Raw genomic sequence first — 25629 nt, 5'->3', positions numbered from 1 at the left:
AGGGCAACCCTGCACCAAGGCGAAGGGGCCCGTACGACCGAAGTCGTACGGGCCCCTTCAGAGACCTACGGGTCTCGGAGACCTGTCAGGTCAAGATCAGGCGGTGATCTTGGTGACCTGGCCGGCGCCGACCGTCCGGCCACCCTCACGGATGGCGAACTTCAGGCCCTCTTCCATGGCGACGGGCTGGATGAGCTCCACCTTCATCTCGGTGTTGTCACCCGGCATGACCATCTCGGTGCCCTCGGGGAGGGTCACGACGCCGGTCACGTCCGTCGTACGGAAGTAGAACTGCGGACGGTAGTTGTTGAAGAACGGCGTGTGGCGGCCACCCTCGTCCTTGGACAGGATGTAGGCCTGGGCCTCGAACTGGGTGTGCGGCGTGACCGAACCCGGCTTGATGATGACCTGGCCGCGCTCGACGTCCTCGCGCTTGATGCCACGGAGCAGCAGACCGACGTTCTCACCGGCCTGGCCCTCGTCGAGCAGCTTGCGGAACATCTCGATGCCGGTGACCGTGGTGGTGGTCTTCTCGGTCTTGATGCCGATGATGTCGACGGTCTCGTTGACCTTCAGGACACCACGCTCGATACGGCCGGTGACGACCGTACCGCGACCGGTGATCGTGAAGACGTCCTCGATGGGCATGAGGAACGGCTTGTCGACGTCACGCTCGGGCTGCGGGATCGACTCGTCGACGGCCTTCATCAGGTCGAGGACGGACTGGCCCCACTCCTTGTCGCCCTCAAGGGCCTTGAGCGCCGAGACCTTGACGACCGGCAGGTCGTCGCCCGGGAACTCGTACTCGGAGAGCAGCTCGCGGACCTCGAGCTCGACGAGCTCCAGGATCTCCTCGTCGTCCACCATGTCGGCCTTGTTCAGGGCGACGACGATGTACGGAACGCCGACCTGGCGGGCCAGGAGCACGTGCTCCTTGGTCTGCGGCATCGGGCCGTCGGTGGCGGCGACCACGAGGATGGCGCCGTCCATCTGAGCGGCACCGGTGATCATGTTCTTGATGTAGTCCGCGTGACCGGGGCAGTCGACGTGGGCGTAGTGACGCGTCTCGGTCTGGTACTCGACGTGCGCGATCGAGATCGTAATACCGCGCTGGCGCTCCTCGGGAGCCTTGTCGATCTGGTCGAAGGCCGAGGCCTCGTTCAGGTCCGGAAACGCGTCGTGCAGCACCTTGGTAATGGCGGCCGTGAGGGTCGTCTTACCGTGGTCGATGTGACCGATGGTGCCGATGTTGACGTGGGGCTTAGTCCGCTCGAACTTCGCCTTCGCCACGGGGTCCTCCTGTGGAGTGGTTCTGAACGCCTTGCTTCATCGGCGCCAGGTGATCTTTGCTGGAAAGCCTCGGCCCGGGGGCACTCTCCCACAAATGCGGGTGAATGCCCCTCCGGGCTCCGGAGTCAAGCCTAAAGCGTGCGAACGCGGTGCGTTACTCGCCCTTGGCCTTCGCGATGATCTCCTCGGCGACGTTCCGCGGAACCTCGGCGTAGGAGTCGAACTGCATCGAGTAGCTTGCGCGACCCGACGTCTTGCTACGGAGGTCTCCGACGTAGCCGAACATCTCCGAGAGGGGCACGAGGCCCTTCACGACGCGGGCACCGGCCCGCTCCTCCATGGCCTGAATCTGACCACGGCGGGAGTTGATGTCGCCGATGACCTCACCCATGTAGTCCTCGGGCGTGGTGACCTCGACGGCCATCATCGGCTCGAGCAGCACGGGGCTGGCCTTGCGGGCGGCCTCCTTGAAGGCCTGCGAGCCGGCGATCTTGAACGCGAGCTCGGAGGAGTCGACCTCGTGGTAGGCGCCGTCGAGAAGCGTGACGCGAACGCCCGTCATCTCGTACCCGGCGAGGATGCCGAACTGCATGGCCTCCTGCGCACCGGCGTCCACCGAAGGGATGTACTCCTTCGGGATACGGCCACCGGTCACCTTGTTCACGAACTCGTACGAGGCGTCGCCGCTCTCGATCGGCTCGATCGCGATCTGCACCTTGGCGAACTGGCCAGTGCCACCAGTCTGCTTCTTGTGCGTGTAGTCGACGCGCTCGACGGCCTTGCGGATCGTCTCACGGTAGGCGACCTGCGGCTTGCCGACGTTGGCCTCGACCTTGAACTCACGGCGCATACGGTCGACCAGCACCTCAAGGTGCAGCTCGCCCATACCACCGATGATGGTCTGGCCGGTCTCCTCGTCCGAGTGGACCTGGAAGGAGGGGTCCTCCTCCGCGAGACGCTGGATGGCGACACCCAGCTTCTCCTGGTCACCCTTGGACTTGGGCTCGATGGCGACCTGGATCACCGGCGCCGGGAAGTCCATGGACTCCAGGATGACCGGGTTCTTGTCGTCGCTCAGCGTCTCACCGGTGGTGGTCTGCTTGAGGCCCATGACGGCGACGATGTCGCCGGCGCCCACCGACTCGATCTCCTCACGCTTGTTCGCGTGCATGCGGTAGATCTTGCCGATGCGCTCCTTCTTGCCCTTGACGGAGTTCAGCACCGCGGAGCCGGACTCCAGGCGACCGGAGTAGATCCGGACGAAGGTGAGCTTGCCCAGGTGCGGGTCGCTCATGATCTTGAACGCGAGCGCGGACAGCGGCTCGTCGTCGGACGGCTTGCGCTTGACGACGACCTCGGGGTCCTTGACGTCGTGGCCCTCGATGGCCTCGACGTCGAGCGGGGTCGGCAGGTAGCGCACGACCGCGTCGAGCAGGGGCTGGACGCCCTTGTTCTTGAACGCGGTGCCGCAGAACACCGGGGTGACGGTGACGCCGTCGGACTTGCCGGACGCGATGGTGATACGACGGATCGCGGCGTACAGCTGCTCCTCGGTGGGCTCCTGGCCCTCAAGGAACAGCTCCATGATCTCGTCGTCGTTCTCCGCGACGGCCTCGACCAGCTTGCCGCGGTACTCCTCGGCAGCCTCGGTGTGCGTGGCCGGGATGTCGACGACGTCGTACATCTCGCCCTTCGCCGCCTCGGCGGACCACACGAGCGCCTTCATGCGGACCAGGTCCACAACGCCCTTGAAGTCCATCTCGGCGCCGATCGGCAGCTGCATGACGAGCGGGACGGCGCCCAGACGGTCCGAGATCATGTCCACACAGCGGTGGAACTCGGCGCCGGTACGGTCCAGCTTGTTCACGAAGCAGATACGCGGCACGCCGTAACGGTCGGCCTGACGCCACACCGTCTCGGACTGCGGCTCGACACCCGCGACACCGTCGAACACCGTGACGGCACCGTCGAGGACGCGGAGCGAACGCTCCACCTCGACCGTGAAGTCGACATGCCCGGGGGTGTCGATGATGTTGATCGTGTAGTCGTCGTCCTCGAGCGGCCAGTGACAGGTGGTGGCAGCAGAGGTGATCGTGATGCCACGCTCCTGCTCCTGCTCCATCCAGTCCATGGTGGCGGCGCCGTCGTGGACCTCACCGATCTTGTAGCTGACGCCGGTGTAGAAGAGGATCCGCTCGGTGGTGGTCGTCTTGCCCGCGTCGATGTGGGCCATGATCCCGATGTTGCGGACCTTGGCCAGGTCAAGTGAAGTGGTAGCCATAAGGCTTCAGTCTTCTCTCGGTCTCGATGGGGTCTGCGACTACCAGCGGTAGTGCGCGAAGGCCTTGTTGGACTCGGCCATCTTGTGGGTGTCCTCGCGCTTCTTGACGGCCGCACCGAGGCCGTTCGAAGCGTCGAGAAGCTCGTTGAGCAGACGCTCGGTCATGGTCTTCTCGCGACGGGCGCGGGAGTAACCGACCAGCCAGCGCAGCGCCAGCGTGTTGGCGCGGCCGGGCTTGACCTCGACCGGCACCTGGTAGGTGGCGCCACCGACACGGCGGGACTTGACCTCAAGCGTGGGCTTGATGTTCTCCAGCGCGCGCTTCAGCGTGATGACCGGGTCGTTGCTGGTCTTCTCGCGCAGGCCCTCCATGGCGCCGTACACGATGCGCTCGGCGGTGGAGCGCTTGCCGTTCAGCAGCACCTTGTTGATCAGGGAGGTGACAAGAGGAGAACCGTAGACCGGGTCGATGATGACCGGGCGCTTCGGGGCGGGGCCCTTACGAGGCATTCTTACTTCTCCTTCTTGGCGCCGTAGCGGCTGCGGGCCTGCTTGCGGTTCTTGACACCCTGGGTGTCAAGCGAACCGCGGATGATCTTGTAACGAACACCGGGCAGGTCCTTCACACGGCCGCCGCGCACGAGCACGATGGAGTGCTCCTGCAGGTTGTGTCCCTCACCCGGAATGTAAGCAGTGACCTCGATCCCGCTGGTCAGACGCACACGCGCGACCTTACGCAGGGCCGAGTTCGGCTTCTTCGGGGTGGTCGTGAACACGCGCGTGCAGACGCCACGGCGCTGGGGCGAACCCTCAAGCGCGGGCGTCTTGTTCTTCTCGACCTTGTCCTGCCGGCCCTTCCGGACCAGCTGCTGGATCGTAGGCACTACTTCTCCGGTTTCTGTGTGCCGAGTGTGAAGCTAACCTGGAACTTCGCCGACCCACGCGGTCGGGTGTGTCGAAGCCGCGGACTTCCGCCGCGAGGCGAAAAGGGCGCAGATTACGGTGGCCGCTTACGACTCCCCCTATGCGGTTGAAGGCACGCACGGGAGCCAGGGCACACCCCAGGCACAAGGTCTGAGCGTACCCAGCTCATTCGCTGCGGTCAAAACAGATGGACGGCGGCACCCTCGCGGAGGGGTCGATGTCAAGCCCCTACGCCGTGGACGATCTTCGATTTCACGTGGCGCACACATGAGAGCGGCGCCTTCGGGCGCTCACCCGGAGGCGAGCCCCACCGCGACCACCAGCGTCATCAGGATCGACCACGCGGCGATCGACAGCCAGCCGAACACGAGCCCGGTCAGCGCGAGCCCGTCACCTCCCTCTCCCGTCCGCTCGATCTCCGCCCGCGCCGCGTGCCCGAGGATCACCGCCGGAATCCCGGTGAACCCGAAGGTCGGCACACACAGCAGCCCGCACACGGCGGCTCCGACCGCCTTCCCGTTCGCCCGCGGCCGAGGGGCCGGCAGAAACGTCCGCGGTACGGCGGTGACGGGCGCCGGCTGCGGCATGGGCCCGAGCGGCAGATCGGCGACGAGCAGCGCCAGCTCCCCCACGGTCCGCGCCCCGTACGCCCGCTCCACCCGCTTGTCGAACTCGCCCTTCTCCAGCCGCCCCTCCCCGTACCCGGCCCGCAGCACATCGACGGCCCGCTCACGGTCGGCGTGCGAGGCGAGCATGGCGGAGCCGACGGGCTGCGGAGCGGCATATCCGGGCCAGGGGCGCGCGACAGGGGCGTGCGCGCCGGACCAGGACCCCGCCACCGGGCCGTCCCTGCCCGGCCCTGACGGCGACTCGTCCTTGCCCTGCCACGGTTGCCACGACGGTTGCGACACAGGAGCACCCCCTGGGCGGTCGAATGCCTCCATGATGCTCCAACGCTCCGATACCGGGACAGGTTCCCGCATCCTCCACCGGAAACGCCCAGGCGGCTCAGCCGCGATGGAGAGCCGGTGGGAGACCCCGGGCCGGGACCCAGCCCGCGGGGCTCCAGACGCGCTCCACGGCCTCCTGAGCCCGGTAGCGCGGTAGCCCCGGTACGAACGCCGAAGGGCGCCCACCCCGGACGAAGACGGAGTGGGCGCCCTTCAGTCGTTCAGACGCAGGTCCTACTGGTTGTACGGACCGTAGTCGTAGTCCTCCAGCGGAACAGCCTGGCCGGACCCCGTGCCGAACGGCGAGTAGTCGATGTCGTCGTAGCCGACGGCCGAGTACATCGCGGCCTTGGCCTCCTCGGTCGGCTCGACCCGGATGTTGCGGTAGCGGGACAGACCCGTACCGGCCGGGATGAGCTTACCGATGATGACGTTCTCCTTGAGGCCGATGAGGCTGTCGGACTTGGCGTTGATCGCCGCGTCCGTCAGGACTCGGGTCGTCTCCTGGAAGGAGGCGGCCGACAGCCAGGATTCCGTCGCCAGCGAGGCCTTGGTGATACCCATCAGCTGCGGACGACCGGAGGCCGGGTGACCGCCCTCCTGGACCACACGACGGTTCTCGGTCTCGAACTTCGAACGCTCGACCAGCTCACCGGGCAGCAGCTCGGCGTCGCCGGACTCGATGATCGTCACGCGGCGCAGCATCTGCCGGATGATGATCTCGATGTGCTTGTCGTGGATCGACACACCCTGCGAGTTGTAGACCTTCTGGACCTCGCCGACCAGGTGGACCTGGACGGCACGCTGACCCAGGATGCGCAGCACGTCGTGCGGGTTGGTGGCACCCACGGTGAGCTTCTGGCCCACCTCGACGTGCTCGCCCTCGCTGACCAGAAGACGCGCGCGCTTCGAGATCGGGAACGCCGTCTCGTCGCTGCCGTCGTCCGGCGTGATGACGATCTTCTTGGTCTTCTCGGTCTCCTCGATCCGCACGCGGCCCTGGGCCTCGGAGATCGGGGCGACACCCTTCGGGGTACGGGCCTCGAAGAGCTCGACGACACGCGGCAGACCCTGGGTGATGTCGTCACCGGCCACACCGCCGGTGTGGAAGGTACGCATCGTCAGCTGGGTACCGGGCTCACCGATGGACTGGGCGGCGATGATGCCGACCGCCTCACCGATGTCGACCAGCTTGCCGGTGGCCAGCGAGCGGCCGTAGCACATGGCGCAGGTGCCGACGGCGGACTCGCAGGTCAGGACCGAGCGGGTCTTGACCTGGGAGACACCGTGCTTGACGAGCTCGTCGATGAGGACGTCGCCGAGGTCGGTGTTGGCCGGGGCCAGCACCTTGCCGTCGACCGTGATGTCCTCGGCCAGCGCACGGGCGTACACGCTGGTCTCGACGTCGTCCGCCTTGCGCAGCACGCCGTCCGCGCCGACCTCCGCGATCTGGAGCTTGAGGCCGCGGTCGGTGCCGCAGTCCTCCTCGCGGATGATGACGTCCTGCGAGACGTCCACCAGACGACGGGTCAGGTAACCCGAGTCGGCGGTACGCAGGGCGGTGTCCGCCAGACCCTTACGGGCACCGTGCGTGGAGATGAAGTACTCCAGCACGGACAGGCCCTCACGGAAGGACGCCTTGATCGGACGCGGGATGGTCTCGTTCTTCGCGTTCGACACCAGACCACGCATACCGGCGATCTGCCGCATCTGCATCATGTTTCCTCGGGCACCCGAGTCAACCATCATGAAGATGGGGTTGGTCTTGGGGAAGTTCGCGTTCATCGCCTCGGCGACCTCGTTGGTCGCCTTGGTCCAGATCGCGATGAGCTCCTGCGTGCGCTCTTCCTTGGTGATCAGACCGCGCTCGTACTGCTTCTGGACCTTCTCGTCCTGCGCCTCGTAGCCCTTGACGATCTCCTTCTTCGCCTCGGGAACGACGACGTCGGAGATGGCCACGGTGACACCGGAACGGGTCGCCCAGTAGAAGCCGGCCGCCTTCAGGTTGTCGAGCGTCGCCGCCACGATGACCTTGGGGTAGCGCTCGGCCAGGTCGTTGACGATCTCGGAGAGCTGCTTCTTGCCCACCGAGTAGTCGACGAACGGGTAGTCCTCGGGCAGCAGCTCGTTGAAGAGCGCGCGGCCCAGGGTGGTGCGCAGGCGGAAGGTGTCCCCCTGCTGCCACTCCGGCTCGCCCTCCTCCTGCGCGGGCGGCGTCCAGCCACGCGGCGGGATGGTGCCCACCGGGAAGCGGATGTCGATCTGCGACTGGAGCGCCAGCTCGCCGGCGTCGAACGCCATGATCGCCTCGGCCGTGGAGCCGAACGCGCGGCCCTCGCCCTTGGTGTCACGCAGCTCGCCGTCGGTGGTGAGGAAGAACAGACCGAGGACCATGTCCTGGGTCGGCATCGTCACCGGACGGCCGTCGGCGGGCTTGAGGATGTTGTTCGAGGACAGCATCAGGATGCGGGCCTCGGCCTGCGCCTCCGCGGACAGCGGAAGGTGCACGGCCATCTGGTCACCGTCGAAGTCCGCGTTGAACGCGGTGCAGACGAGCGGGTGGATCTGGATGGCCTTGCCCTCGACCAGCTGCGGCTCGAAGGCCTGGATGCCGAGGCGGTGCAGGGTGGGAGCACGGTTCAGCAGAACCGGGTGCTCGGCGATGACCTCTTCGAGGACGTCGTACACGACCGTGCGGCCGCGCTCCACCATGCGCTTGGCGCTCTTGATGTTCTGCGCGTGGTTCAGGTCGACCAGGCGCTTCATCACGAACGGCTTGAAGAGCTCCAGCGCCATCGCCTTCGGCAGACCACACTGGTGCAGCTTCAGCTGCGGACCGACGACGATCACGGAACGCGCGGAGTAGTCCACACGCTTGCCGAGCAGGTTCTGACGGAATCGACCCTGCTTGCCCTTCAGCATGTCGCTGAGGGACTTCAGCGGGCGGTTACCGGGACCGGTGACCGGACGACCGCGACGACCGTTGTCGAAGAGGGCGTCAACAGCCTCCTGAAGCATGCGCTTCTCGTTGTTGACGATGATCTCGGGCGCACCGAGGTCGAGAAGCCTCTTCAGACGGTTGTTGCGGTTGATCACACGGCGGTACAGGTCGTTCAGGTCGGAGGTCGCGAAGCGGCCACCGTCCAGCTGCACCATCGGGCGAAGGTCCGGCGGGATGACCGGGACGCAGTCGAGGACCATGCCCTTGGGGCTGTTGGAGGTCTGCAGGAAGGCAGACACGACCTTCAGCCGCTTCAGCGCACGGGTCTTCTTCTGGCCCTTGCCGGTACGGATGATCTCGCGGAGACGCTCGGCCTCCTCGTCGAGGTCGAAGGACTCCAAGCGCTTCTGCAGCGCCGCGGCACCCATCGAACCGTCGAAGTACGTGCCGAAGCGGTCGCGCAGCTCGCGGTAGAGCAGCTCGTCACCTTCGAGGTCCTGGACCTTGAGGTTCTTGAAGCGGGTCCACACCTCGTCGAGACGGTCGATCTCGCGCTGCGCACGGTCGCGCAGCTGCTTCATCTCACGCTCGGCACCCTCGCGCACCTTGCGGCGCACGTCGGCCTTGGCGCCCTCGGCCTCCAGCTCGGCCAGGTCGCTTTCCAGCTTCTTGGCGCGGGCCTCGAGGTCGGCGTCACGACGGTTCTCGACCTGCTGACGCTCCACGGAGACGTGCGCCTCCAGGGAGGGCAGGTCACGCGTACGGCGCTCCTCGTCGACGTACGTGATCATGTACGCCGCGAAGTAGATGACCTTCTCGAGGTCCTTGGGAGCCAGGTCGAGCAGGTAGCCCAGACGCGACGGGACACCCTTGAAGTACCAGATGTGCGTGACAGGGGCGGCCAGTTCGATGTGGCCCATCCGCTCACGGCGCACCTTGGCGCGAGTCACCTCGACGCCGCAGCGCTCACAGATGATGCCCTTGAACCGGACACGCTTGTACTTGCCGCAGTAGCACTCCCAGTCCCGGGTCGGACCGAAGATCTTCTCGCAGAAGAGTCCGTCCTTTTCGGGCTTGAGGGTGCGGTAGTTGATGGTCTCGGGCTTCTTGACCTCGCCGTGGCTCCACTGACGGATGTCGTCAGCGGTGGCCAGACCGATCCGGAGCTCATCGAAGAAGTTGACGTCGAGCACTATGCGTCAATCCCTCTCAGGGTTGTAAGTCTTGGGGTCTGAAACGGGGGTCCAGGGGCCGGCCGGAGGTCCCTCACCAGGTCCTCCGGCCGGACTCCCGTCAGACCTCTTCGACGCTGCTCGGCTCGCGCCGGGACAGGTCGATGCCGAGCTCTTCCGCCGCGCGGAAGACGTCCTCGTCGGTGTCGCGCATCTCGATGGACATGCCGTCCGAGGACAGCACCTCCACGTTGAGGCACAGGGACTGCATCTCCTTGATGAGCACCTTGAAGGACTCGGGGATGCCGGGCTCGGGAATGTTCTCGCCCTTGACGATGGCCTCGTAGACCTTCACGCGGCCGGTCACGTCGTCGGACTTGATGGTCAGCAGCTCCTGGAGGGCGTACGCGGCGCCGTATGCCTCCAGCGCCCACACCTCCATCTCACCGAAGCGCTGGCCACCGAACTGGGCCTTACCACCCAGCGGCTGCTGGGTGATCATCGAGTACGGACCGGTCGAGCGGGCGTGGAGCTTGTCGTCGACCAGGTGGTGGAGCTTGAGGATGTACATGTAGCCGACCGAGATCGGCTCCGGGAACGGCTCGCCGGAGCGGCCGTCGAACAGCCTCGCCTTACCGGTCGGCTGCACCATGCGCTCGCCGTCGCGGTTCGGGATGGTGTGCTGGAGCAGACCCGCGAGCTCGTCCTCACGGGCACCGTCGAAGACCGGGGTCGCGACGTTGGTGCCCGGGGCGACGGCGTCGGCGCCGATGACCTGGAGGCGCTGCGCCCAGTCCTCGGCGAGGCCGGAGACGTCCCAGCCGCGGCTGGCGAGCCAGCCGAGGTGGATCTCCAGAACCTGTCCCGGGTTCATTCGGGACGGCACACCCAGCGGGTTGAGGATGATGTCGACCGGGGTCCCGTCCTCGAGGAACGGCATGTCCTCGATGGGCAGGATCTTGGAGATGACACCCTTGTTGCCGTGTCGGCCGGCGAGCTTGTCACCGTCCGTGATCTTGCGCTTCTGCGCCACGTAGACACGAACCAGCTGGTTCACGCCCGGCGGCAGCTCGTCGCCCTCTTCACGGTCGAAGACGCGGACGCCGATGACCTTGCCGATCTCGCCGTGCGGCACCTTCAGCGAGGTGTCACGGACCTCACGGGCCTTCTCACCGAAGATCGCACGGAGCAGGCGCTCCTCCGGCGTCAGCTCGGTCTCACCCTTGGGCGTGACCTTGCCGACGAGGATGTCACCGGCGACGACCTCGGCACCGATACGGATGATGCCGCGCTCGTCGAGGTCGGCGAGGACCTCCTCGGAGACGTTCGGGATGTCCCGGGTGATCTCCTCGGGGCCGAGCTTGGTGTCACGGGCGTCGACCTCGTGCTCCTCGATGTGGATCGAGGAGAGGACGTCGTCCTGCACGAGGCGCTGCGACAGGATGATCGCGTCCTCGTAGTTGTGACCCTCCCACGGCATGAACGCCACGAGCAGGTTCTTGCCCAGCGCCATCTCGCCGTTCTCGGTGGCCGGACCGTCGGCCAGGACCTGGCCCTCGATGATCCGGTCGCCCTCGTTGACGATGACCTTCTGGTTGACCGAGGTGCCCTGGTTGGAGCGGGCGAACTTGGCCAGGCGGTACGTGATGTACGTGCCGTCGTCGTTGGCGGTGGTGATGTAGTCCGCGGAGACCTCCTGGACCACACCCGCCTTCTCGGCCTTGACCACGTCGCCGGCGTCGACGGCGGAGCGGTACTCCATGCCGGTGCCGACGAGCGGGGACTCGCTCTTGATGAGCGGCACCGCCTGACGCATCATGTTCGCGCCCATGAGGGCACGGTTGGCGTCGTCGTGCTCGAGGAACGGGATCATGGCGGTCGCGACCGACACCATCTGGCGCGGCGAGACGTCCATGTAGTCGACGTCGTCACCGGGGACGTAGTCGACCTCACCGCCACGACGGCGGACCAGGACCCGGGACTCCTCGAACCGCATGTCGTCGTTGAGCGTGGCGTTGGCCTGCGCGATGACGAAGCGGTCCTCCTCGTCGGCCGTCAGGTAGTCGACCTCGTCGGTGACGACGCCGCCGGTGACCCTGCGGTACGGCGTCTCGACGAAACCGAACGCGTTGACGCGGCCGTAGGAGGCGAGCGAACCGATCAGACCGATGTTCGGGCCTTCGGGCGTCTCGATCGGGCACATACGGCCGTAGTGCGAGGGGTGCACGTCACGGACCTCGAAGCCGGCCCGCTCACGGGAGAGACCACCCGGGCCAAGAGCCGACAGACGGCGCTTGTGGGTGAGACCCGACAGCGGGTTGTTCTGGTCCATGAACTGCGACAGCTGGCTGGTGCCGAAGAACTCCTTGATGGAGGCGACGACCGGCCGGATGTTGATCAGGGTCTGCGGCGTGATCGCCTCGACGTCCTGGGTCGTCATGCGCTCACGGACGACGCGCTCCATACGAGCCAGACCCGTGCGGACCTGGTTCTGGATGAGCTCGCCGACGCTGCGCAGACGACGGTTGCCGAAGTGGTCGATGTCGTCGGTCTCGACGACGATCGAGGTGCCGCTGTCACCGGTGGTCTCGGTCTCGCCGGCGTGCAGCTTCACCAGGTACTTGATCGTCGAGATGATGTCCTCGACGGTCAGGATGCCCGCGTCCAGCGGAGCGTCCGCACCCAGCTTCTTGTTGACCTTGTAGCGGCCGACCTTGGCGAGGTCGTAACGCTTCGGGTTGAAGTAGAGGTTCTCCAGAAGCGTCTGGGCGGCCTCACGCGTGGGGGGCTCGCCCGGACGCAGCTTGCGGTAGATGTCGAGCAGCGCGTCGTCCTGGCCCTGGGTGTGGTCCTTCTCCAGGGTGGCGCGCATCGACTCGTACTCGCCGAACTCCTCAAGGATCTGCTCGGTGGTCCAGCCGAGAGCCTTCAGGAGCACGGTGACGGACTGCTTGCGCTTGCGGTCGATGCGGACACCGACCATGTCGCGCTTGTCGATCTCCATCTCCAGCCAGGCACCCCGGGACGGGATGATCTTGGCCGAGAAGATGTCCTTGTCGGACGTCTTGTCGATGGAGGAGTCGAAGTAGACACCCGGCGAGCGGACCAGCTGCGACACCACGACACGCTCGGTGCCGTTGATGACGAAGGTGCCCTTGTTGGTCATGAGCGGGAAGTCGCCCATGAAGACCGTCTGGGACTTGATCTCGCCGGTCTCGTTGTTGGTGAACTCCGCCGTAACGAAGAGCGGGGCGGCGTACGTGAAGTCGCGCTCCTTGCACTCGTCGATGCTGTTCTTCGGCGGCTCGAAACGGTGGTCGCGGAACGTCAGCGACATCGACCCGGAGAAGTCCTCGATCGGGGAGATCTCCTCGAAGATCTCCTCCAGACCGGACTTGGTGGGGACGTCCTGACCGGACTCAAGAGCCTCCTCGACCCGACTCTGCCAGGCGGTGTTCCCGAGCAGCCAGTCAAAGCTCTCGGTCTGCAGCGCGAGCAGGTTGGGAACCTCAAGAGGCTCCTTGATCTTTGCAAAGGAGATGCGCAGCGGGGCGGTGCTGGCGGCGTTGTTCGTATTCGCGGTCGAGGCAGTGCGCGAGGCGGCCAAGAGGGGGTCCTTCCGAGGGCTCGGACTCACTACGCGCTCCCCGGGCCCTCTCCGCGGCACAGACACAGGTCTCTTCGATGTGGCCAAAAGGCCAGCTCAGAGATGGTCCGGTCGTCGATGCTGAGGCGAGGGCAGACCCCTGGTGACGGGCAGGGGACAGCTAACAGGCAGCGCAAAGGGTCAGTGTAGCCACTTGGCGCACTGATGTCCAGCCCTGCTTTTCTGCCCGGTCTTCAAAAACTCTCGCTGCCCTCAACGTCCTCGGCATGGTGCCCTCAACGCACGTTGATACTGCCCTCTTCGTCGCCGATCCATGCCTCGGATTCGGACCGTTCTGGCGACGCGTCCTGAGAATTGCGCGCTGCGTGCGGTTCGTCAAGGCCCCCCTGCCCGAACCTGAGGTTCCGGGAGACACGACGAAGATCACCATACCCCTCGCCCACGAGGCCGCAAGGTAACCGTGACCGCGCCTCCAGGAACGCCGAAGAGCGACCACCCGGATGGATGATCGCTCTTCGGTGCTTGCGCGTTACAGGCCGATCGAAAAGGCCTGTGAGGTGTTACTTGACCTCGACGGAGGCGCCGGCGCCCTTGAGGGACTCGGCGGCCTTCTCGGCGGCCTCCTTGGCGACCTTCTCGAGAACGGGCTTCGGGGCGCCGTCCACGAGGTCCTTGGCCTCCTTCAGACCCAGGGAGGTCAGCTCACGCACGACCTTGATGACCTGGATCTTCTTGTCGCCGGCACCCGTGAGGATGACGTCGAACTCGTCCTGCTCCTCCTCGACCGGGGCGGCGGGGCCACCCTGGGCCGGGCCCGCAACGGCGACGGCCGCGGCGGCGGTGACGTCGAACTTCTCCTCGAAGGCCTTCACGAACTCGGAGAGCTCGATGAGGGTCATCTCCTCGAACTGCGCGAGCAGGTCTTCCTGGCTGAGCTTCGCCATGAGGGGCGATCCTTCCACTAATTCGGCTGGTGCCGATGTACATGTCTGGCGGGCGTACGTTCGGCCCGCTACGACCACTTCCCGGGGCGGCTGCCTCAGGCGGCGGTCATGATGCGAGCCGAGTTACTCGGCACCGCCCTGCTCGTCCTGCTTGGCACGGAGCGCGTCCACGGTGCGGACGAGCTTCGACGGGAGCGCCTGGAAGACCTGAGCAGCCTGAGTCTGCTTGCCCTTGAAGGCACCCGCCAGCTTGGCGAGCAGAACCTCGCGGGACTCGAGGTCCGCAAGCTTCTTGATCTCGTCGGCGGACAGCGCCTTGCCGTCAAGGACACCGCCCTTGATGACGAGGTTCGGGTTGTCCTTGGCGAAGTCACGAAGACCCTTCGCCGACGTCACCGGGTCACCGGTGATGAAGGCAACCGCCGTCGGACCGTTGAACAGGTCGTCGAGCGTCGAGATCCCGGCCTCGTTGGCCGCGATCTTGGTCAGCGTGTTCTTCACCACGGCGTACTGGGCGTCTTCACCGAGCGAACGACGCAGCGTCTTGAGCTGCGCCACGGTGAGACCCCGGTACTCGGTCAGCACGGCGGCGTTCGAGCTGCGGAACTGCTCCGTCAGCTCGGCTACCGCGGCAGCCTTGTCGGGCCTTGCCATAGAGCGTCGGCCTCCTTCCGGGTGATGAGGACCGCTCAGAAGGGGCTGCACAAAACGAAACGCCCCGGCGCAGGCGCACGGGGCGTAGCTCGACCGCGATCACATACGCAAGGCACGTGTTCCCGGGAGCACATCCACAGTCACCTGCGCGGGTCGTCCGCAATTTTCAGCGGATCCTTCGGCCACCGCCCCCTCTTGCGAGGACACGGCAACGACCAGCGGTCTTTGGCTTCTGTAGGAGCGTACGGGACCGGATCCCTGTCAAGCAAATCCGGTCCTACGGCGCTCAGCTCTTCTGGAGTTCCTTCATCATCTCGGCCAGGTCGGCGGTGTCCTTCGCGGGCGGTGCCTCGACGGTCACGGGCTTGTTGTAGTCGAGGAAGGTGAAGGTCATGTCGAACTTGCCCTTGTCGGCGTCGCCCCGCATGCGGAACTGCTTGGCGTGGTTCTCACCGTCGACCCACATGTCCATCGTGAACTTGTCCAGGCCCAGCTTCTGGAGCTGTTCGGTGCTCTTCTCGCGCTGCTCACGGACCGACTTGTCGGCGTCCTTGAAGGATGCCTTGAGCTCGGCCAGGGTGACATCGCCCGCGTAATGGGTCGTCTTGACCCCGTCCACGGTCTCGGTGCCGACCTTCTTCACGTTCTTGGCGCCGTTGAGGAAGGAGGACATGGAGGCCGGGTTCTGGTCGGCCTGGCCGGCGCCGGGCGCGGTGGCACCGAGCCCACCGTCCTTGCCGAGCGAGGACAGGTCGAACTTCATCCACTTCTTGCCGTCCATCTCCTTGGCCAGCTCGGCGTTGCCGCCGATGTACATGGCCTTGTCGACGAGACGGATCTCCGCGGAGCCCTGACCGGCCGCGGTCATCTTCATGCTCATCGCGAGGTCGGGCTTGGTCCGCATGGCGGCCTCGGCCTGGACCCGCCCCTGCTCGGGCATCTCGCCCTTCATCCGGTAGTGGAAGGAGGTGATGTCCTCCGTGTTCTTCGCCGCCTTCGCGACCGCAGCGGCGGGCGTCATCTCGGGCGACTCGTCGCCCCCCTTGGAACAGCTCACCGCACCCGCGGCGAGGGCCACGGCGGCGAGCCCGGCGCCGATGGTCCGACCGCGCACGGAACGTCGTACAGAAGTAGCCACTGATTCCCCCCAAGGAACACATGGTCGATTCACAGACAAGACCGCGAGCTTAACCGAGAGGCGCGCGAGGGGGCCGTGAATTGCCTGCGGCTCAGGTGGGGTTGGTGCTCGACTGTGACAGGAGGGATTTGAAGTCCGCGGTGTCGGCGGCCGGCGGCTTCCGTACGGCGACCTTGACGCCGTAGTCGCTGTAGTGGGCGGTCTGGGTCACCCTGCCGTTCGCCGTGCTGGTCTTCTCGACCTTCTTGACCAACAGGTTCTTGTCGTTGATCCAGATGTCGAGGGTCTCGGCGGTGACGTCGGCGTTCTGGAGGCGCTGCCGGAGCTCGGTGTCGGTGACGTCCTCGACGTCGACGGTGCCCGCGTAGTGCGTGGTGGCCTGGCCGTCCACGGTCTCCCGGCCGAGCTCGCGCACGTCGGCGGAGTCCAGCAGCAGCCGCACCGACTGGTTCGGGGTGGTGGAGCGCATCTGGTCGGCGAGGTCGGCGCCCCCGCCGAGGTTCTTCAGGTCGTCGTAGGCGTACCTGAGCCAGTGCTTGCCGCCCGTCTTCGCGGCGAAGGTGTCACCCATGCGCGCGTAGTAGGCGTCGGCGAGGTAGCGGGCCTCCATGGACGTGACGCCGAGAGCGCGCATCGTCTCGGCCGCGGTGCCGCCGGTGTAGTCGAGGGTGAGGGCCCCGGACAGGCCCTCGCGCCAGGCCAGGACGCCGTCGGCGGTGAGGGACAGTTGGGTGCCCATCACGGTGGTGGATCTCACCCGGGCGCTCCGGGCCCGCACGGTGGAGCCTTCCGCGGTGCGCAGGGCCGGGAGGGAGGCGGGGGTCGAGGCCGTCCGCCTGCGCTCCTCGGGCCGGTCGGAGGAGCCGGAGGACGTACAGGCGGCGAGTGCCGCCAGTACGGCGGCCGTCGTGAGCCAGACCGTCGTCCTCTTCATGCGTCCCCCTGGTGCAAGTGCCCTGCTCGCACGCTAACTCAGAGCACCGTCCCCGCACATGGGAACGGGCCCCGCACCTCGGAAGGTGCGGGGCCCGTGAACCTGCCGGTGTCTCAGACCGCGGCCGGGTCCTCCTCGACGAGGAGGTTGCGGGTGCGGTTGGAGTCCAGCGGAATGCCGGGGCCCATCGTGGTGCTGATGGCGGCCTTCTTGATGTAGCGACCCTTGGCGGCGGACGGCTTCAGACGGAGGATCTCCTCCAGCGCCGCGCCGTAGTTCTCCACCAGCTTGGTGTCGTCGAACGACGTCTTGCCGATGATGAAGTGCAGGTTCGAGTGCTTGTCGACGCGGAACTCGATCTTGCCGCCCTTGATGTCGTTGACAGCCTTGGTGACATCGGGGGTGACGGTGCCGGTCTTGGGGTTCGGCATGAGACCACGGGGACCGAGCACGCGGCCGAGGCGGCCGACCTTGCCCATGAGGTCCGGGGTGGCGACGACGGCGTCGAAGTCCAGACGGCCCTTCGACACCTCGTCGATGAGCTCGTCGGCGCCGACGATGTCGGCGCCCGCGGCACGAGCGGCCTCGGCACGGTCACCGGTCGCGAAGACCAGGACCCGGGCGGTCTTACCGGTGCCGTGCGGGAGGTTCACGGTGCCACGGACCATCTGGTCCGCCTTGCGCGGGTCGACACCCAGACGGAAGGCGACCTCGACGGTGCCGTCGAACTTGGAGGTGGAGGTCTCCTTGGCGAGACGGACGGCCTCGAGCGGGGCGTACAGCTTCTCCCGGTCGACCTTGGCGTCCGCAGCGCGGAGAGCCTTGCTGCGCTTGCTCACAACTGCTCCTGTGTGTTCTGAAAGGAGTCGTGGTACGGGCCGAGCAGGCCCTGCCACTTCTGCTTGGTGTACGAGGGGGGTGGGGCTCAGCCCTCGACCGTGACGCCCATGGAACGCGCGGTACCGGCGATGATCTTCGCGGCGGCGTCCAGGTCGTTGGCGTTGAGGTCGGGCATCTTGGTGGTGGCGATCTCGCGGACCTGCGCCTGAGTGATCTTGGCGACCTTGGTCTTGTGCGGCTCGCCGGAGCCCTTCTCCACGCCCGCGGCCTTGAGGATCATCTTCGCGGCCGGCGGGGTCTTGGTGATGAAGGTGAAGGAGCGGTCCTCGTAGACCGTGATCTCCACCGGGATCACCCAGCCACGCTGCGACTCGGTCGCGGCGTTGTAGGCCTTGCAGAACTCCATGATGTTCACGCCGTGCTGACCCAGCGCGGGGCCGACCGGCGGAGCCGGGTTGGCGGCACCGGCCTGGATCTGGAGCTTGATGAGCCCCGTGACCTTCTTCTTCTTGGGAGGCATAGCTCTCCGGGTCCTTTCGATTCGGGTCCTGCCCGCGTACGGGGACCACCCGGACGCAGGCATACCGCACAACGATAGCGGGTATAGATGCGCGGCCAAAAACCGAGCAGGTCAGACGAGCTGTGACAGCCCGCCTGACCTGGTCGGAAGTTCTGTCCGGAAGACGTCAGTTCTTCTGGATCTGGTCGAAGCTCAGCTCGACCGGGGTCTCGCGGCCGAAGATCTCGACGAGGCCCTTGACCTTCTTCGAGTCGGCGTTGATCTCGTTGATCGTGGCCTGCAGCGTGGCGAACGGGCCGTCGGTGACGGTGACCGAGTCGCCCACCTCGAAGTCCAGCACCTGGACCTCGACCTTGCGGGCCGGAGCCGGCTTGCCCTCGGCCTCGGCGGCCTCGCGGGCGGCCTTCTCCTCGGCCTCCGGGGCGAGCATCTTGACGATCTCGTCCAGGGTCAGCGGGTACGGGTCGTAGGCGTTGCCCACGAAGCCGGTGACGCCGGGGGTGTTGCGGACGACGCCCCAGGACTCGTTCGTCAGGTCCATGCGCACCAGCACGTAGCCGGGGAGCTTGTTCTGACGGATCGTCTTGCGCTCGCCGTTCTTGATCTGCGCGACCTCTTCCTGCGGCACCTCGGCCTGGAAGATGAAGTCCTCGACGTTCAGCGACACGGCACGCTGCTCGAGGTTGGTCTTCACGCGGTTCTCGTAACCGGCGTAGGTGTGGATGACGTACCACTCGCCGGGAAGGGTCCGCAGTTCCTCGCGGAGGGCGGCGACGGGGTCGACCGGCTCGGCCGGCTCCTCCTCGGCGTCCGCCTCTTCCTCTTCCTCGTCCTCGACGGCCTCGACGTCGCCGCCGGACTCGTCCTCGACGTGGAGGGCGGCTTCCTCGGCGGGCACGCCGGCCTCGGCGTCGGCAGCCTCGACCTCATCCGGGTCCTCGTCCGCGCCCTCGACGATGTCGAGCTCGTCGTCGACAGACTCGTCGGGCTCGATGGCGTCGTTCAGGTTCTGGTCAGACACGGTGGCTGCTTCTTCCTGGATACATGGGGTGGAACATGCGAAAAGGGGCGCCGGTAACCTCGGCGCCCTTCGCTCTGTGCTCAGCCGAATACGTACTTGGCGGCGTGGTTGAGTCCATAGTCAATCACGGTCACCAGACCGATCATGACGAGGACGAAGACGATCACCACGGTCGTGTACGTCGTCAGCTGATTCCGCGTTGGCCAGACGACCTTGCGGAGTTCGGCGACGATCTGCCGGTAGAAGGTCGCGAGACGCTTCAGCGGGCCCTTCTTGGCACGCTTACCGCCCTTGCGGGTCTTCTTCTTGGTCTCCGGCACTTCGTCCTGGGCGCCAGGCGTGTCGATGGAGCCCACGGCATCCGCCATTCGTCCTCACCTGTTCCCGGGTCGTGGCCGTGCCGCGCCCGGTTGGAGCCGCACGGCGGTGCGTTGCTGTACGTACATGCGCACACATCCTGGCGAAAGGTGTGTGTAGCAGGGCCGGAGGGACTTGAACCCCCAACCGCCGGTTTTGGAGACCGGTGCTCTACCAATTGAGCTACGACCCTTTGTGTGCCCCCCAACGTACCGCATCCGACCGAGTGCTCGGTGTGCACCTGGACGGGCGGCTGCTGAAGGCCAACGAGGTGAGAGTGTACGTGGTCCACGGGCCCTCGTCGAACAGAAAGCGCCCGTACGGGCCTTGGGGGCGGAAGATCGTCCAGTGTGCGGGGCGAATCCGGACGGTTGTTCAGCTGTTGTTCAGTCTGTGAAACCCGTGTGCCGGAGAAGTTTCCGGTCTGGAACGATGGGCCCCATGAGCGCTGCAACCCCTCCCACCGAGCGCCGGGTCTCCGCCCGAGTCGGCGCGATCTCCGAATCCGCCACCCTCGCCGTGGACGCCAAGGCCAAGGCCCTCAAGGCCGCCGGGCGGCCGGTGATCGGCTTCGGCGCCGGTGAACCGGACTTCCCGACCCCGGACTACATCGTCCAGGCCGCGATCGAGGCCTGCTCGAACCCGAAGTACCACCGCTACACGCCGGCCGGCGGCCTGCCCGAGCTGAAGGCCGCGATCGCCGCGAAGACGCTCCGTGACTCCGGCTACGAGGTCGAGGCGTCCCAGATCCTGGTGACCAACGGCGGCAAGCAGGCGATCTACGAGGCCTTCGCCGCGATCCTCGACCCGGGCGACGAGGTCATCGTCCCGGCGCCGTACTGGACGACCTACCCGGAGTCGATCCGGCTGGCCGGCGGTGTCCCGGTGGAGGTCGTCGCCGACGAGACGACCGGCTACCGGGTCTCCGTCGAGCAGCTGGAGGCGGCCCGCACCGAGAAGACGAAGGTCGTCCTCTTCGTCTCCCCCTCCAACCCGACCGGCGCCGTCTACAGCCAGGCCGACGCCGAGGCGATCGGCCGCTGGGCAGTCGAGCACGGCTTGTGGGTGCTGACCGACGAGATCTACGAGCACCTCGTCTACGGCGACGCGAAGTTCACCTCGCTGCCCGCACTCCTGCCCGAGCTGCGCGACAAGTGCGTCGTGGTCAACGGGGTCGCGAAGACGTACGCCATGACGGGCTGGCGGGTGGGCTGGATCATCGGCCCGAAGGACGTCGTCAAGGCCGCGACCAACCTCCAGTCGCACGCCACGTCCAATGTGTCGAACGTCGCCCAGGTCGCGGCCCTCGCCGCGGTCTCCGGCAACCTCGACGCGGTGGCGGAGATGCGCACGGCCTTCGACCGCCGCCGCAAGACGATCGTCCGCATGCTCAACGAGATCGACGGCGTGCTCTGCCCGGAGCCCGAGGGCGCCTTCTACGCCTACCCGTCGGTCAAGGACCTGCTCGGCAAGGAGATCCGCGGCAAGCGCCCGCAGGACACGGTCGAGCTGGCCGCGCTGATCCTGGAGGAGGCCGAGGTCGCGGTCGTCCCGGGCGAGGCCTTCGGCACGCCGGGCTATCTGCGGCTGTCGTACGCGCTGGGTGACGAGGATCTCGTCGAGGGTGTCTCGCGGATCCAGAAGCTGCTGGCGGAGGCGCGCGACTGAGGTCGCCGCAAAAGGGACCAGCTACTCGCGTGAGTAGCTGGTCCCTTTTTTTGTGCGAGCAAGACCACTAAAGGGGAAAGTGGTACCGGGACGCCCGTGACGTACGGCAGGATCCTGGAATGGAGCGTGTACGTGATGTCTCTGAGCTGCCGAAAGCCCATCTGCACCTGCACTTCACGGGCTCGATGCGCCCGGCGACGGTTCTGGAACTGGCCGACAAGTACGGAGTGCGGCTGCCCGAGGCCCTGGTCGACGCACTGACCAGTGGCGAGCCCCCGAGACTGCGGGCCACGGACGAGCGCGGCTGGTTCCGGTTCCAGCGGCTGTACGACGCGGCGCGCTCGTGCCTGAGGGAGCCCGAGGACATCCAGCGGCTGGTGCGGGAGGCCGCGGAGGAGGACGTCCGCGACGGCTCGGGGTGGCTGGAGATCCAGGTCGACCCGACGTCGTACGCCCCCCGGATGGGTGGTCTGATCCCGGCGCTGGAGATCATCCTGGACGCGGTCGAGACGACCTCGCGGGAGACCGGGCTCGGGATGCGGGTGCTGGTCGCCGCGAACCGGATGAAGCATCCGCTGGACGCGCGCACGCTGGCCCGGCTCGCGGTGCGGTACGCGGACAAGGGCGTGGTGGGCTTCGGGTTGTCGAACGACGAACGCCGGGGCATGGCACGGGACTTCGACAGGGCGTTCCACATCGCGCGCGAGGGCGGGCTGCTGTCGGCGCCGCACGGCGGCGAGCTGAGCGGTCCTGCCTCGGTGCGGGACTGCCTGGACGACCTGAGCGCCACGCGGATCGGGCACGGGGTGCGCGCGGCGGAGGACCCTCGGCTGCTGAAGCGGCTGGCCGACCGGCAGGTGACGTGCGAGGTGTGCCCGGCGTCGAACGTGGCTCTCGGCGTGTACGAGAAGCCCGAGGACGTGCCGCTGCGGAAGCTGTTCGAGGCGGGGGTGCCGATGGCACTGGGCGCCGACGACCCCCTGCTGTTCGGGTCCCGGCTGGCCGCCCAGTACGAGATCGCCCGGCGCTGGCACGGGTTCTCGGACGCGGAACTCGCGGAACTGGCCCGACAGTCGGTACGGGGTTCGGCGGCGCCGGAGGACGTGAAGACCAAGCTGCTGTCGGGGGTGGACGACTGGCTCAGCGGGCCGGCTTCTTGAAGCAGACGAGCACCTCGTAGGGGTGGCCGCCGCCGGGCGGCTGCTTCGGTGAGACCCCCGTGGCCAGGACGGACGCCCCCGTGTCGGCCCCCTTCTGGCGCGGCCCCCAGTCCGCAGCCCACGCGAGATCCACGGCCGTCTGCGCGAACGCGTCCCGGCTGCCGAACAGGAAGAACGTACGCGCGTGGGTGGCGTGCCGCAGCTCGTCCCGGAAGTCCGCGTGCGTCTGCCGTCGCCGCCAGGCCTCGGCGTCGTCGCGGGTACGGGCCTGGTCGGTCTCCACGGACAGCGGGGCACCGGTTCTGAGCGCGTGCCGCAGCTCGGGCCACTTGCTGGGACGCAGTCCGTACGAGTGGTGGGCCAGGACGAGGTTCACCCGCTCCCCCTGGCCCTTGTCCGGCGGGACCCCGTCCCGCAGCGGCACATGGACGATCGTGTGCCGCGAGTGGGCGGCGAAGGAGAACAGGCCGGCGAGCCGGTTCAGCCCGTCGTGGTCGCCGAGGAGCAGACCGATCGGCTCCGGAGCGGTCAAGGAGGCATGGCGCAGAGTGTGACGGGGCTGGACGACCCGGTGTTCGTGGGGACCGATACGGGGTCTGAACTCGGTGAGCCTCAGCCGCATGGGCCCAGCGTGACGGTCACACCGATTCCCCGGCAACCGAGATTCCGCCCAGCAGGGTCCTGGCCAGCCGGCTCGCGAACTCCTCCACCGGCGGCCGTACGCCGTCCGCGGTGGCGTCGTAGGCGAAGGCGCGCTGGGCACAGGCGCCGAGCAGCAAGGAGGCGGCGGCGAAGGTGTCGGCATCGGGGGCGACCCGGCCGATGGACTGCTCGGCGCGGAGGTAGGCGTCGAGCCACTCGATCGGCTTGTGCGGGCCTGACTCCATCTCGCGCATCGCGTCGTCGTGGCGCCGCTTGAGCTGGGTCTCGGCGTACAGCGAGGCGGCGATCGGAAAGCTCTGCTCGTAGAAGAGGGCGGCCTGGCGGGCGATCTCGGTGAGGTTCTCCTCCAGGCTGTGGCGGCCCGGCTCGGCGGCGAGGGCGTGCAGCAGGGGGGCCAGTCTCGGGAGGCGTTCCGCGAGGACGCGGATGAACACCTCCTCCTTGCCGGCGAAGTACTTGTACAGCGCCGCCTCGGAGCAGCCGGCCGCCTTGGCGATCTCCTTGGTCGTGGTACGCGCCAGCCCCACGGTGAGCATCAGCTCGTGGGCGGCGTCAAGGATGCGGACGCGGGCCGGACCGGGCTTGGGCTCCATGCTGTTCGGTCCCCTTGGTCGGATGGCGGGCTTGACGGGTGGGTGAGTACTTACCCACTCTAGAGGGAGGCAGGGGTGAGTGAATACTCACCCACCTCCTTCGAGTACGGGAGTACCCATGAAACTCACGGTTTTCGGTGCCACCGGGGGCATAGGGCGCGAGCTCGTCCGGCAGGGCCTGGCGACGGGCCATGAGATCACGGCGGTCGTACGGGATCCTGCCCGGCTGACCGTCACCGGCGCACGGCTGGAGGTGGTCCGCGCGGACCTCACCGGCCCGGAGGTCCTGCGGCCCGCCGTGGCCGGGCGGGACGCGGTGCTGTCCGGGCTCGGGCCGCGCGCCCGCAAGGACGCCGGGATCGCGACGCGGCTGACCCGCGTCGTGCTGGCCGCGATGGAGGCGGAGCAGGTCCGGCGGGTGCTGGCCGTCAGCGCGGGGCCGGTCGGGCCGGCGCCGGTGGACGAGGGGGCGGTGGACCGGTGGATGCGGGGGCTCGTGTCCGCCGTACTGAAGGACGTCTACGCCGACCTGAGCGCGATGGAGGCGGAGCTGGCGGCGAGCGGTGCGGACTGGACCGTCGTGCGTCCGCCGCGCCTTCAGGACAAGCCCGTGACCGGCGTGTACCGCGTGGTGGCCGGGGGGTTTCCGGCTCGGGGGCGGTTCATCTCGCGGGCGGATGTGGCGCACGCGATGCTGGGGATGGTGGGGGACGCGGGAGTCGTGAAGCAGGGGGTCGGGGTGGCGTACTGACGCTTTCGGACCTGGTCGGCTACACGTTGACGCCCACTGTCACCGGCTCGTTGACCAGGGTGATGCCGAAGGTGTCCCGTACGCCTGCCACGACCTCCCGGGCCAGGGCGAGGAGGTCCTCCGTGGTGGCGTTGCCCCGGTTGGTGAGGGCCAGGGTGTGCTTGGTGGAGATGCGGGCGGGGCCGGTGCCGTAGCCCTTGGTGAAGCCGGCCTTGTCGATGAGCCAGGCCGCGGAGGTCTTGGTGCGGCCGTCGCCCGCGGGGTAGGCCGGCGGTACGGCGTCCTCGCCGAGGTGGTGCTTCACGCGCGCGTGGAACTCCGCGAACTGGGCCGCCGTGAGGAGGGGGTTGGTGAAGAAGGAGCCCGCCGACCAGGTGTCGTGGTCGTCGGGGTCCAGGACCATGCCCTTGCCCGCGCGCAGCTTCAGGACGGTCTCGCGGGCCTGGGTGAGGGGGACGCGGTCGCCGGGTTCCACGCCCAGGGTGCGGGCGGTCTCGGCGTACTTGACCGGCGCGGAGAGGCCGTCGGCGTCCTCCAGGTCGAAGCGGACGCGCAGGACGACGTAGCGGGCGGGGTCTTCCTTGAAGCGGCTGTGGCGGTAGGAGAAGGCGCAGTCGTCGTTGGTGAGGGTGACGGTCGCACCGCTGCGGCGGTCGTAGGCGATGACCTCGGTGATGGTGGAGGACACCTCCTGGCCGTAGGCGCCGACGTTCTGGATGGGGGTCGCGCCCGCGGAGCCGGGGATGCCGGCCAGACATTCGATCCCGGCGAGTCCGGCCTCCACAGTGCGTGCGACGGCGTCGGTCCACACTTCGCCGGCGGCGAGGGTGAGGTGGGTGCCGGTGAGTTCGTAGCCCTTGGTGGCGATGACGAGAGCGGTGCCGTCGAAGCCCTTGTCCCCGATGACGAGGTTGGACCCGCCGCCGATGACGAGGAGGGGGGTGCCGGTGGCGTCGGCCTCGCGGACGACCTCGATCACCTCGGCGTCGGTCGTCGCGGTGACGAGGCGGGTGGCGGGGCCACCGAGGCGGAAGGTGGTCAGGGGGGCGAGGGGGGCGTCGTGTCGTTCCTGCACGGGGTACAGCGTACGGGGGCCTCCGGCGGTGGGGCGGGGTTCGGGTGCGGGTTCGGTGGGGGCGGGCGTTTTTGCGCAGTTCCCCGCGCCCCTGATGCCTGCGGCGCAGCTGCGGGCCCGGTGGGGGCTTGTGTAGCGCGTGCGGT

Annotated in this window: 21 protein-coding genes and 1 tRNA gene; 3 read left to right on the top strand and 19 right to left on the bottom strand. The window is 67.3% G+C overall.

Annotated features, from left to right (window positions below; translation table 11 throughout):
- Window positions 1–96: 96 nt before the first annotated feature.
- The 16 genes from tuf to H293_RS0113995 all read right to left on the bottom strand — a co-directional run bounded on the left by tuf (window position 97) and on the right by H293_RS0113995 (window position 19766).
- The gene (gene tuf / locus H293_RS0114075; protein WP_020118527.1) at window positions 97–1290 is read right to left on the bottom strand and encodes an elongation factor Tu; all 1194 of its coding nucleotides are present in this window, start codon (window positions 1288–1290) and stop codon (window positions 97–99) included.
- A 154-nt stretch (window positions 1291–1444) separates the two neighbouring features.
- Window positions 1445–3571 carry an elongation factor G gene (fusA, locus tag H293_RS0114070; protein WP_020118526.1) on the bottom strand — a complete coding sequence of 709 codons (2127 nt, stop codon included), beginning with the start codon at window positions 3569–3571 and terminating at the stop codon, window positions 1445–1447.
- 39 nt (window positions 3572–3610) lie between these two features.
- Window positions 3611–4081 (bottom strand): 30S ribosomal protein S7, encoded by a 471-nt coding sequence (gene rpsG, locus H293_RS0114065; RefSeq protein WP_007384059.1) that lies wholly within the window; start codon window positions 4079–4081, stop codon window positions 3611–3613.
- 2 nt (window positions 4082–4083) lie between these two features.
- Window positions 4084–4455, bottom strand: coding sequence for a 30S ribosomal protein S12 (rpsL, locus tag H293_RS0114060; RefSeq protein WP_003948652.1), 372 nt, complete (start codon window positions 4453–4455; stop codon window positions 4084–4086).
- Window positions 4456–4785: 330 nt separating this feature from the next.
- Window positions 4786–5406: a DUF1707 and DUF4190 domain-containing protein gene (locus tag H293_RS49475; protein WP_397895343.1), complete on the bottom strand. Its 621-nt coding sequence runs from the start codon at window positions 5404–5406 to the stop codon at window positions 4786–4788.
- A 273-nt stretch (window positions 5407–5679) separates the two neighbouring features.
- Window positions 5680–9579 carry a DNA-directed RNA polymerase subunit beta' gene (locus tag H293_RS0114045; RefSeq protein WP_020118524.1) on the bottom strand — a complete coding sequence of 1300 codons (3900 nt, stop codon included), beginning with the start codon at window positions 9577–9579 and terminating at the stop codon, window positions 5680–5682.
- A 100-nt stretch (window positions 9580–9679) separates the two neighbouring features.
- Complete coding sequence (gene rpoB, locus H293_RS0114040; protein ID WP_020118523.1) at window positions 9680–13165, bottom strand: DNA-directed RNA polymerase subunit beta; 3486 nt, start codon at window positions 13163–13165, stop codon at window positions 9680–9682.
- A 560-nt stretch (window positions 13166–13725) separates the two neighbouring features.
- Window positions 13726–14109, bottom strand: a complete 384-nt coding sequence (rplL, locus tag H293_RS0114035; RefSeq protein ID WP_020118522.1) for a 50S ribosomal protein L7/L12 — start codon at window positions 14107–14109, stop codon at window positions 13726–13728.
- Window positions 14110–14232: 123 nt separating this feature from the next.
- On the bottom strand, window positions 14233–14763 hold the full coding sequence (gene rplJ, locus H293_RS0114030; RefSeq protein WP_007384048.1) for a 50S ribosomal protein L10: 531 nt from the start codon (window positions 14761–14763) through the stop codon (window positions 14233–14235).
- Between the two features lie 286 nt (window positions 14764–15049).
- Complete coding sequence (locus H293_RS0114025; protein WP_020118521.1) at window positions 15050–15877, bottom strand: SCO4651 family lipoprotein; 828 nt, start codon at window positions 15875–15877, stop codon at window positions 15050–15052.
- A gap of 115 nt (window positions 15878–15992) precedes the next feature.
- Complete coding sequence (locus tag H293_RS0114020) at window positions 15993–16835, bottom strand: SCO4651 family lipoprotein (protein WP_020118520.1); 843 nt, start codon at window positions 16833–16835, stop codon at window positions 15993–15995.
- Between the two features lie 113 nt (window positions 16836–16948).
- The gene (gene rplA / locus H293_RS0114015) at window positions 16949–17674 is read right to left on the bottom strand and encodes a 50S ribosomal protein L1 (RefSeq protein ID WP_020118519.1); all 726 of its coding nucleotides are present in this window, start codon (window positions 17672–17674) and stop codon (window positions 16949–16951) included.
- Between the two features lie 86 nt (window positions 17675–17760).
- Window positions 17761–18195: a 50S ribosomal protein L11 gene (gene rplK, locus H293_RS0114010; RefSeq protein ID WP_007384044.1), complete on the bottom strand. Its 435-nt coding sequence runs from the start codon at window positions 18193–18195 to the stop codon at window positions 17761–17763.
- A gap of 166 nt (window positions 18196–18361) precedes the next feature.
- On the bottom strand, window positions 18362–19216 hold the full coding sequence (gene nusG, locus H293_RS0114005; protein ID WP_020118518.1) for a transcription termination/antitermination protein NusG: 855 nt from the start codon (window positions 19214–19216) through the stop codon (window positions 18362–18364).
- Window positions 19217–19296: 80 nt separating this feature from the next.
- On the bottom strand, window positions 19297–19584 hold the full coding sequence (gene secE / locus H293_RS0114000) for a preprotein translocase subunit SecE (RefSeq protein ID WP_020118517.1): 288 nt from the start codon (window positions 19582–19584) through the stop codon (window positions 19297–19299).
- Window positions 19585–19693: 109 nt separating this feature from the next.
- A tRNA-Trp gene (locus tag H293_RS0113995) sits at window positions 19694–19766 on the bottom strand.
- Between the two features lie 248 nt (window positions 19767–20014).
- On the opposite strand from H293_RS0113995, the gene H293_RS0113990 reads away from it, so the two are divergent.
- Together H293_RS0113990 and H293_RS0113985 are read left to right on the top strand one after the other, a co-directional pair.
- Window positions 20015–21241, top strand: coding sequence for a pyridoxal phosphate-dependent aminotransferase (locus H293_RS0113990; RefSeq protein ID WP_020118516.1), 1227 nt, complete (start codon window positions 20015–20017; stop codon window positions 21239–21241).
- Window positions 21242–21360: 119 nt separating this feature from the next.
- Window positions 21361–22401, top strand: a complete 1041-nt coding sequence (locus H293_RS0113985) for an adenosine deaminase (RefSeq protein WP_020118515.1) — start codon at window positions 21361–21363, stop codon at window positions 22399–22401.
- On the opposite strand, the gene H293_RS0113980 is transcribed toward H293_RS0113985, so the two are convergent.
- Together H293_RS0113980 and H293_RS0113975 are read right to left on the bottom strand one after the other, a co-directional pair.
- A complete protein-coding gene (locus tag H293_RS0113980) occupies window positions 22382–23023 on the bottom strand; it encodes a hypothetical protein (RefSeq protein ID WP_020118514.1) in 642 nt (213 codons plus the stop codon). The genes H293_RS0113985 and H293_RS0113980 overlap by 20 nt on opposite strands.
- Window positions 23024–23039: 16 nt before the next feature.
- Window positions 23040–23657 carry a TetR/AcrR family transcriptional regulator gene (locus H293_RS0113975; RefSeq protein ID WP_020118513.1) on the bottom strand — a complete coding sequence of 206 codons (618 nt, stop codon included), beginning with the start codon at window positions 23655–23657 and terminating at the stop codon, window positions 23040–23042.
- 118 nt (window positions 23658–23775) lie between these two features.
- Here H293_RS0113975 and H293_RS0113970 point away from each other — a divergent pair, with 118 nt between their 5' ends.
- On the top strand, window positions 23776–24408 hold the full coding sequence (locus H293_RS0113970; protein ID WP_020118512.1) for an NAD(P)-dependent oxidoreductase: 633 nt from the start codon (window positions 23776–23778) through the stop codon (window positions 24406–24408).
- A 19-nt stretch (window positions 24409–24427) separates the two neighbouring features.
- On the opposite strand, the gene H293_RS0113965 is transcribed toward H293_RS0113970, so the two are convergent.
- A complete protein-coding gene (locus H293_RS0113965; RefSeq protein WP_020118511.1) occupies window positions 24428–25483 on the bottom strand; it encodes a UDP-N-acetylmuramate dehydrogenase in 1056 nt (351 codons plus the stop codon).
- Window positions 25484–25629 lie beyond the last annotated feature (146 nt).

Source organism: Streptomyces canus 299MFChir4.1 (assembly GCF_000383615.1).
Taxonomy (GTDB): domain Bacteria; phylum Actinomycetota; class Actinomycetes; order Streptomycetales; family Streptomycetaceae; genus Streptomyces; species Streptomyces canus_C.
Note: the sequence above shows the minus strand (reverse complement) of the source record. Positions and strands in the feature narration are given on the sequence as shown.